The 8349-nt window shown below is 64.2% G+C and carries 10 protein-coding genes and 3 tRNA genes; 2 read left to right on the top strand and 11 right to left on the bottom strand.

What is annotated here, in order from left to right; all coding sequences use genetic code 11:
* A partial coding sequence (locus VFH65_RS12940) for a helix-turn-helix transcriptional regulator (RefSeq protein WP_353322010.1) occupies positions 1 to 2566 on the top strand: 2566 nt, incomplete at its 5' end.
* A gap of 5 nt (positions 2567 to 2571) precedes the next feature.
* Here the strand turns inward: VFH65_RS12940 and rplA are convergent.
* From rplA to VFH65_RS12885, 11 genes are all read right to left on the bottom strand, one after another.
* Positions 2572 to 3279: a 50S ribosomal protein L1 gene (rplA, locus tag VFH65_RS12935; RefSeq protein ID WP_353322009.1), complete on the bottom strand. Its 708-nt coding sequence runs from the start codon at positions 3277 to 3279 to the stop codon at positions 2572 to 2574.
* A gap of 69 nt (positions 3280 to 3348) precedes the next feature.
* Positions 3349 to 3777: a 50S ribosomal protein L11 gene (gene rplK, locus VFH65_RS12930; RefSeq protein WP_325330142.1), complete on the bottom strand. Its 429-nt coding sequence runs from the start codon at positions 3775 to 3777 to the stop codon at positions 3349 to 3351.
* A gap of 77 nt (positions 3778 to 3854) precedes the next feature.
* On the bottom strand, positions 3855 to 4571 hold the full coding sequence (gene nusG, locus VFH65_RS12925) for a transcription termination/antitermination protein NusG (RefSeq protein WP_414688406.1): 717 nt from the start codon (positions 4569 to 4571) through the stop codon (positions 3855 to 3857).
* A 118-nt stretch (positions 4572 to 4689) separates the two neighbouring features.
* The gene (gene secE, locus VFH65_RS12920) at positions 4690 to 5109 is read right to left on the bottom strand and encodes a preprotein translocase subunit SecE (RefSeq protein WP_353322014.1); all 420 of its coding nucleotides are present in this window, start codon (positions 5107 to 5109) and stop codon (positions 4690 to 4692) included.
* A gap of 72 nt (positions 5110 to 5181) precedes the next feature.
* Positions 5182 to 5254: transfer RNA gene (locus tag VFH65_RS12915), tRNA-Trp, on the bottom strand.
* A 150-nt stretch (positions 5255 to 5404) separates the two neighbouring features.
* Entirely contained in the window at positions 5405 to 5914 is a 510-nt protein-coding gene (hadC, locus tag VFH65_RS12910) for a (3R)-hydroxyacyl-ACP dehydratase subunit HadC (RefSeq protein WP_353322006.1), read from the bottom strand.
* A gap of 3 nt (positions 5915 to 5917) precedes the next feature.
* Complete coding sequence (hadB, locus tag VFH65_RS12905) at positions 5918 to 6346, bottom strand: (3R)-hydroxyacyl-ACP dehydratase subunit HadB (protein WP_353322012.1); 429 nt, start codon at positions 6344 to 6346, stop codon at positions 5918 to 5920.
* Positions 6333 to 6815, bottom strand: coding sequence for a (3R)-hydroxyacyl-ACP dehydratase subunit HadA (gene hadA / locus VFH65_RS12900; protein WP_353322004.1), 483 nt, complete (start codon positions 6813 to 6815; stop codon positions 6333 to 6335). Before hadA ends, hadB begins: the two co-directional genes overlap by 14 nt.
* A 52-nt stretch (positions 6816 to 6867) precedes the next feature.
* Positions 6868 to 7035 (bottom strand): 50S ribosomal protein L33, encoded by a 168-nt coding sequence (rpmG, locus tag VFH65_RS12895; RefSeq protein ID WP_006246868.1) that lies wholly within the window; start codon positions 7033 to 7035, stop codon positions 6868 to 6870.
* A gap of 46 nt (positions 7036 to 7081) precedes the next feature.
* Positions 7082 to 7155 (bottom strand) — tRNA-Met (locus VFH65_RS12890).
* 34 nt (positions 7156 to 7189) lie between these two features.
* Positions 7190 to 7262, bottom strand: a tRNA-Thr gene (locus tag VFH65_RS12885).
* A gap of 141 nt (positions 7263 to 7403) precedes the next feature.
* On the opposite strand from VFH65_RS12885, the gene VFH65_RS12880 reads away from it, so the two are divergent.
* On the top strand, positions 7404 to 8264 hold the full coding sequence (locus tag VFH65_RS12880) for an NYN domain-containing protein (RefSeq protein ID WP_353322003.1): 861 nt from the start codon (positions 7404 to 7406) through the stop codon (positions 8262 to 8264).
* Positions 8265 to 8349: the final 85 nt, after the last annotated feature.

Here is an 8349-nt window from a genome sequence, read left to right as displayed (position 1 = left end):
CGGCCAGGCGGAGTCCGTGCTGGCCTATGCGGCCGTCGCCGATCTCTTGGGTGACGTCGATCCGGACGTGCTCGACGAGCTCCCTGACTTACAACGCATCGCCGTCGACCGAGTGCTGCTGCGCACCAGCAGCGAAGGTCCAGCTACCGATCACCGCGTGGTCGCCGCGGCGTTCGCAACCGTCCTCGACCGCCTGTCCATCGAGGTACCAACTGTGGTTGCGATGGATGATGTGCAATGGATGGATCCGTGCAGCCAGGCCGTCGTCTCATACGCCGCCCGGCGGCTGAACGGCCGAGTCGGGGTGCTCGTCACCGAGCGGTGCGATCCCGACTGTGGACATGCGGTGAACTGGCTTCACTTGGCCCGCCCCGACGGCATTGACCGCATCCACGTCGGTCCGCTTAGTCTGGGCGGCCTGCACGCACTGATCTCGTCGCGGCTGGGCCGATCCTTTTCCCGTCCCGCGATGGTGCAAATCGCCGAAACCTCTGGCGGCAACCCGTTTTACGCGCTCGAGTTGGCTCGTGCGATCGATGACGGGACCGCGGGCTCTCGTCAGGTACTGCCGGCAACGTTATGCGATCTGATGCGTCAGCGGATCGGCAGCCTGAATCGCGATGCCTGCGCTCTTCTACTGGCCGCCGCGTCGGTTGCCAACCCGACCGTGCAGCTGCTCGCTGACGTCACCTACAACACCATCGACCGTGCCGTAGAATTGCTTGGCGAGGCAGAACGCAAGGGGCTCATCACATTTGACGGTGACAACGTGCGGTTCGCCCACCCATTGCTGGCCCGAAGTGTGTACACCGACGCGAGCCCGGCCGAGCGGCGGGCAATGCACCGCAAGCTCGCGCAGGCCGTTGTGTTGCCCGAGTTGAAGGCCAGGCATATGGCGCTGGCAGCCTCGAGCGCAGACCCCGCAACGCTGTCTTCACTCGACAAGGCGGCCGACTCGGCCAACGCACGGGGCGCACCGGCTGCCGCCGCTGAGCTGGTCGAGCTGGCGATCGGGCTCGGCGGCGACACCCCACAGCGCCGAATTCGCGCGGCCGAACACCATTTCATGGCCGGCGACGCAACCCTGGCTCGTCGGATGCTCGAGCCCACAATCGATCAGCTAGAGCCCGGCTTGCTGCGGGGAATCGCTTTGAACCTGATGGCCGGAGTGCTTCTATACGAGGACAATTGGAACGAAGCAGTCACCGTCCTGGAGGGCGCGCTTGACGACGCGCGCGACGACCCGACATTGCTCACGCATACCCTGATCTCGCTGGCCTTCAGCCAACGAATGGTCGCCAAGTTCGACGAGTCCCTGACGAACGCCCGCAAGGCTGTGGCCGCTGCAGAAGACCTCGGCGTGCCCACCCTTATCAGCCGCGCTCTGGCCATGCTGGTGCAGTTGAGTTTCATCTACGGCCACGGTGTCGACGAGTCGAGCCTGCAGCGGGCCCTAGACCTGGACGATCCCGACGTCAACGTGCTCATGCCGTTCCGCGCCAGAGTCGTGCTTGCTGAGATCCTCAGCTGGACAGGGCGATTGGATGAAGCACGCGTTGAGCTGGAGGCGGCCCGGCGGTCTGCTGTCGAACGCGGCGCAGAGCATGACCTGATGGCCATCGCCACACTCGGCACGCTGGTCGAAGTGTGGGGCGGAAACTTCGCAGAGGCCACACTGCTTGCCGACGAAGTGATGGAACGCGCAGAGCAGGGCGGCGGCTCGCTGTCCGTCGCATTTTCGATGAAGGCCATGGCGGCCGCTTATGTTGGGCGAGAACACGATGCACGCGAAGGCGCCCGTGCAGCGCTGGAGATCGCCGCGCGCGGCGAATCGCCACGGCTCGCAAACTGGCCTCTCGTGACCCTGGGATTTCTAGAGGTCTCGCTTGGCAATTACAGCGAGGCAGTCGCGACGTTGCAGCCGCTGGTGTCAGCATTCGAGACGAGCCCAGGCCTGGAGATCATGACTGCTTCTTACATCCCCGACGCCGTCGAGGCGATGGTGGCGCTGGGACGGCGCGCCGACGCCGAGCCGATGATCAAGGCGTTGGAAACCGACGGGCGTCACTTCGACCGCCCGTGGATGCTGGCCATCGGCGCCCGGTGCCGCAGCATGTACCTGGCCGCCGAGGGCGATGTCGACGCCGCCAGCCTCATGGCCCAGCAGGCCATCCGCGAACATGACCGGTTGCAGATGCCATTCGAACGCGCCCGCACGCAGCTGCTTCTCGGCCAGCTACAACGTCGGCAACGCCAGAAAGTCAGCGCCACAACAACTTTGAATGAAGCGATGCGGGCGTTCGTCACCCTTGGCGCACCGTTGTGGGCCGATCGCGCTCGCGCAGAGCTCGCACGCGTGAACGTCTCCCCTACCCGAGACCTTGCCCTCACGCCGTCCGAACGACGAGTCGCCGAGCTTGCCGCCTCCGGCATGACGAACCGCGACGTCGCCGCCGCACTGTTCATCAGTCCGAAGACGGTCGAAGCCAACCTGGCGCGGATCTACCGAAAGCTCGGCATCAACTCACGCGCAGAGCTCGGCCGTATCGTCGCCGACCAGCGATAGCGCTATCAGGCCTCGGTGAAGTTGCGCGTGACGGCCGGGTCGACGGGGATGCCGGGACCGGTAGTCGTCGACACGACGACCTTCTTCAAGTAGCGACCCTTCGACGACGACGGCTTTGCCCGCAGGATCTCGTCGAGCGCGGCGCCGTAGTTCTCGGCCAACTGCTTCTCGTCGAACGAGGCCTTGCCGATGATGAAGTGCAGGTTGGCCTGCTTGTCGACGCGGAAGTTGATCTTGCCGCCCTTGATGTCGCCGACGGCCTTCGCCACGTCCGGGGTGACGGTGCCGGTCTTCGGGTTCGGCATCAGGCCACGTGGGCCGAGCACGCGGGCGATCTTGCCGACCTTGGCCATCTGGTCCGGCGTCGCGATCGCGGCATCGAAATCCAGGAAGCCGCCCTGGATCTTCTCGATCAGGTCGTCGCTACCCACCTCGTCGGCGCCTGCGGCCAGCGCGGCCTCGGCCTTGTCACCGACCGCGAACACGATGACGCGGGCGGTCTTGCCGGTGCCGTTGGGCAGGTTGACGGTGCCGCGCACCATCTGGTCGGCCTTGCGCGGGTCGACGCCGAGCCGGATGGCGACCTCGACGGTGGCGTCCTGCTTCTTCGACGACGTCTCTTTGGCCAGCTTCGCGGCCTCAAGGGGGGTGTACAGCCGCGTCCGGTCCACCTTCTCGGCGGCCTCGCGGAATGCCTTGCTGTTCTTGCTCATTCGTAATCCAATCTCGATGGTTGGTTGTGGTTGGCGGGCCGGAGCTGGCCCTCCCACGGGACCGCCGTCTTACTCGACGGTGATCCCCATCGACCGGGCGGTGCCGGCGATGATCTTGGACGCGGCGTCGATGTCGTTCGCGTTCAGGTCTTCCTTCTTGGTCTCGGCGATCTCACGCACCTGATCCCAGGTCACCTTGGCGACCTTGGTGGTGTGCGGGGTGCCCGAGCCCTTCTGCACGCCTGCGGCCTTCAGCAGAAGCTTGGCGGCGGGCGGGGTCTTCAGCGCGAAGGTGAAGCTGCGGTCCTCGTAGACGGTGATCTCCACGGGGATGACGTTGCCGCGCTGGCTCTCCGTCGCGGCGTTGTACGCCTTGCAGAACTCCATGATGTTGACGCCGTGCTGGCCGAGCGCCGGACCCACGGGCGGGGCGGGGTTGGCCTGCCCGGCCTGGATCTGCAGCTTGATCAGCCCGGCGACTTTCTTCTTCGGGGCCATGATTTCCTTTCGTTTCTTCGCGACTTGTGGAGTTTTACCGGCGGTCGGCGCCGGTGCGGCTCCACAAATCGCAGTAGCTAGATCTTGGCGACCTGGTTGAAGGTCAGTTCGACAGGTGTTTCGCGGCCGAAGATGGACACCAGCACCTTGAGCTTCTGTTGTTCGGCGTTGACCTCGCTGATCGAGGCGGGCAGCGTCGCAAACGGACCGTCCATGACGGTGACGGACTCGCCGACCTCGAAGTCCACCAAGATCTCCGGGCGCTCCAACGTGGCCTCGGACGACGCAGCGCCGGCCGTGCTCTTCGCGACCTTCTTCGGCTGGCCCTGCGGCAGCAGGAACTTCACCACGTCGTCGAGCGACAGCGGAGACGGCCGCGACGTCGCGCCGACGAAGCCGGTGACGCCGGGCGTGTTGCGCACCGCGCCCCACGACTCGTCGTTGAGTTCCATGCGCACCAGGATGTAGCCGGGCAGCACCTTGCGGTTGACCTGCTTGCGCTGGCCGTTCTTGATCTCGGTGACCTCTTCGGTGGGCACCTCGACCTGGAAGATGTAGTCGCCCACGTCGAGGTTCTGCACACGGGTCTCGAGGTTGGCCTTCACCTTGTTCTCGTAGCCGGCGTAGGAGTGGATGACGTACCAGTCGCCGGGCTTGAGGCGCAGCTCTTTCTTGAGCGCGACGGCCGGATCCTCGTCCTCTTCCGGAGCCGCTTCGGCGGCGACATCGGAGTCGGTAGCCGCTTCGGCCGCTTCCGCGCCCTCGGCTGGCGCCGCGTCGGCGTCCTCGGTCACGGCGTCGACGGCAGTCTCGTCGGCTGCAGTCTCGTCGATCAGATCGACGGTCTCACCCGAAGGCGTCTCGCCTTCGAAGCTAGTCACGGTTTTCAGTCCTCTCTAGATCTTTCTCGTGTCAGCCGAAAACCAGCATCACGAGCTTGGCCAGGCCCAGGTCGACCAGACCGATCAGCGCCACCATGAACGCCAGGAAGATCAGCACCACGCTGGTGTAGCTGACCATCTGCTTGCGGTTCGGCCAGATCACCTTGCGCAGTTCAGCGATGACCTGCTGCAGGTAAGTCAGGACATACGTGAACGGATTGCGCGACGGGCGGTCGGCAGCTTTCTTGGCGGTCTTGGTCGGGGCGCCGTTCTTGGTGGGAGCAGCCTTGGTACCGGTCTCCAGGTCGACAGCCTCGCTGTCGGCCTCGCTGGCCGCTCCGCGCCGCGACCGCTTGCCCGTGGGGCGCAGCGGCTGCGTCACGACTGCGGTCTGACCGCTGTCGGTGCCGTCGTCGCCTGCGGAGCCGGCACTATCGCGCTCGTCGCTCACCGCATGCCTTTCGTCTGGTTTCTTGGGGTGGTCACTATCCAGTGTCCACACTTGTCGAGTATTCAGTTTGAGCAGGGGCGACAGGACTTGAACCTGCAACCTGCGGTTTTGGAGACCGCTGCTCTGCCAGTTGAGCTACGCCCCTTCAAGGATTGCACTGATGGCAGGGGCTCACACAATTCGCGCGCTCCCCGTTCGGTCGATCTTCAAACCGACGGACAGCGCGCTGGACTGGGCAAACCCCGAGGTCCGAGTGTAGCGCGCACCCCGTCAGAGTTACTAATCCGGTTCGGGATTACTCGCCGACCGCTGTCCTCATGACCTGGCCCGATTCCGGATCCCATTTCACCGAAATCGAATTGTCGCCCTCGTGGCCCATCAGCGTGGTGTAGGCCTCGAGCACGATCTGGCCGTCGGGGTCCGTACAGACGTTGCGGGTGACGACGATGTCCGCGCCGAACCGCTCGTCGACCGACTCGACGTGCATGGTCCCTTGAAGCTCATCGCCGGCCTTGATCGGCCGGTGGAACACGAACTTCTGGTCGACCTGGACGATCTGCATGGTCTCCAAGCCAACGTCGACGTGCTGGAAGAAGTGCTTCTGGATCAGGTTGGCCAGAATCGACACGAAGGTCAGCGGCGCGATGAGGGAGTCGTGACCCAGTTCGGCGGCGGCGTCCTCGTCGTAGCTGGCCGCGTCGTCAACCTTGGTGGCGGCTGCGTACTGGCGGACCTGTTCGCGCCCGACCACAAACGTGTCCGGGTACTTCCAGACCATCCCCCGGATGTCTGTTTTGAGAGCCATTCGCTACGCCAGCTTTGCGGTTGCGACGGCGCGGCCGAAGATCTTCTTTCCCCCCGAAGTGGCCGAAAGCGCGATCGTCACCATTTTTGTTTCCGGCTCAACGGATTTCACCCGTCCATTGAACACGATTTCGGCGCCCTTGCCATCGTTGGGCACCGGGACCACCGCGGTGAATCGGACGTTGTACTCAGTCACCGCGGCGGGGTCGCCGACCCATGACGTGACGTAGCCGCCACCGAGGCCCATGGTGAGCATGCCGTGGGCGATCGCGACATCGAGCCCAACCTGCTTGGCGATCTCGTCGTCCCAGTGGATCGGGTTGAGGTCCCCCGAGACCCCTGCGTAGTTCACCAAGTCCGTGCGAGTCAGTGGAATGACCTTCTCGGGAAGCTTGTCACCCACCTTCACCGAACTGAACTCACGCAGCGCCATCGTTGAAGCCACCTTCTTCTCCCTCTGCAGCCGTACGACCGGCCAAGGTCGTATACGTCTCCTGCACTACTTCACCGGCCTCGTTGGTCACGATGTTCTTTGTGACGATGATGTCCGCGCCGAATGACTGCCGGACGGAGTCGACGTACACATCGCAGTAGAGCCGGTCGCCGGCCTTGATCGGCTTGATGAACTTGAGTTCCTGATCGACCTGGACGATCTTGGCGTCCTGGATGCCGATGTCGGCATTGGCGAAGAACGCCGACTGCGCCTGGTAGCCGAACACCGAAATGAACGTCAGCGGGGCCAGGATGCGGTCATGGCCCAGCTCGGCCGCGGCCTTCTCGTCAAAGAACGCGGCGTCGGTGTTCTTGACGGCGACCGCGTACTCGCGGACCTTCTCCCGCCCCACCACGTAATGGTCGGGATAGCGATAGTGCATCCCGACGATGTCTGAGGACAAAGTCACGGCTAATTAACCTACCTAGTCAACCCGAGCAAACGCCTGCTGGTTGACGCGGTTAGCGCGACTCTTTGTGGGCCTGGTGCTTGCCACAGTTCGGGCAGAACTTCTTGAGCTCCAGCCGGTCAGGATCGTTGCGACGATTCTTCTTGGTGATGTAGTTGCGGTGTTTGCACACCTCGCAGGCCAAAGTGATCTTTGGCCGTACGTCGGTACTGGACGCCACGTCAGCTGCCTCTTCCTGAAATCATGCAAATCTCGTTGTTCATCTGTAGCGATGGCCGGACTCGAACCGGCGACCTAACGATTATGAGTCGTTCGCTCTAACCGACTGAGCTACACCGCCATGTCGGGCGCCGCCGCCAATCCGGCGTCCACCGAGCCCCCTAACGGAATCGAACCGTTGACCTTTTCCTTACCATGGAAACGCTCTACCGACTGAGCTAAGGGGGCCAGAGCCCGGAGCACTCAACAGACGCCGATGCCGTGGGCCTTAAAGAGGGTACAGCCTGCTCAGCAGCGCCGCCAAACCGCAGGTCACAAGCGAACCACGACGCGACGGTAACAGTGCGTCCGAGGTGATAGGACTGAACCATGACGGAGCCCGGCACGCCGCGCGTGGCGGTCTACCTTGATTTCGACAACATCGTCATCTCGCGTTATGACCAGATCCACGGCCGCAGCTCGTTTCAGCGTGACAAAACGGCAGGCTTCCACAAGGAGCCGGGGCGGCTGACCATGGCGACTGTCGACGTCGGCGCCATCATCGACTTCGCGTCATCGTTCGGCACCCTGGTGCTGACGAAGGCTTACGCCGACTGGTCTGCGGACGTCAATGCCGACTATCGCGGGCAGTTGGTCGGCCGCGCGGTCGACCTCGTGCAGCTGTTTCCTGCGGCCGCCTACGCCAAGAACGGGGCCGACATCCGGCTGGCGGTGGACGCCGTCGAGGACATGTTCCGGTTGCCCGACCTGACGCATGTGGTCATCGTCGCCGGCGACTCCGACTACATCGCGCTGGCACAGCGGTGCAAGCGCCTCGGCCGCTACGTCGTTGGCATCGGCATCACGGGGTCGATCAGCAAGTCGCTCACCGCCGCGTGCGACGAGTTCGTCACCTACGACGCGCTGCCCGGCGTTCCCACCGTCGCACCGGCGCCCGCGAAGAAGCCGCGCCGCACCAAGGCGCAAGAGGCCGACGACGAGCCCGCACCCGACCCGCAGAAGGCGGCCACCGGCCTGCTGGAGCGCGCACTGCGGATCGGCCACGAGAAAGACGACGCCGACTGGCTGCACAACTCCGCGGTCAAGGCGCAGATGAAGCGGATGGACCCGTCGTTCTCAGAGAAATCGCTGGGATTCCGCTCGTTCAGTGACTTCCTGCGCTCGCACAGCGAGTTGGTGGAGCTCGACGAGAGCAGCACCACCCGCTTGGTGCGGCTCAAGGGCTCTTAGTGGGGCCGGTGCCGGGCCTCAACGATCGGACGCGCTGCCGTTCTCGATCGCGGCGGCCTGCTGGCGCAACCGATCCGCGATCTTG

This window comes from Mycobacterium sp. (genome assembly GCF_035697385.1).
Taxonomy (GTDB): domain Bacteria; phylum Actinomycetota; class Actinomycetes; order Mycobacteriales; family Mycobacteriaceae; genus Mycobacterium.
This window is presented reverse-complemented; position numbering and strand designations above follow the sequence as displayed.

Coding starts and splice junctions, on each gene's coding strand:
- rplK (WP_325330142.1), bottom strand. CDS start 3,777: ATGGCCCCGAAGAAGAAAGTCGCCGGGCTGATCAAGCTGCAGATCCAG.
- rplA (WP_353322009.1), bottom strand. CDS start 3,279: ATGAGCAAGAACAGCAAGGCATTCCGCGAGGCCGCCGAGAAGGTGGAC.
- hadC (WP_353322006.1), bottom strand. CDS start 5,914: ATGGCTCTCAAAACAGACATCCGGGGGATGGTCTGGAAGTACCCGGAC.
- VFH65_RS12880 (WP_353322003.1), top strand. CDS start 7,404: ATGACGGAGCCCGGCACGCCGCGCGTGGCGGTCTACCTTGATTTCGAC.
- hadB (WP_353322012.1), bottom strand. CDS start 6,346: ATGGCGCTGCGTGAGTTCAGTTCGGTGAAGGTGGGTGACAAGCTTCCC.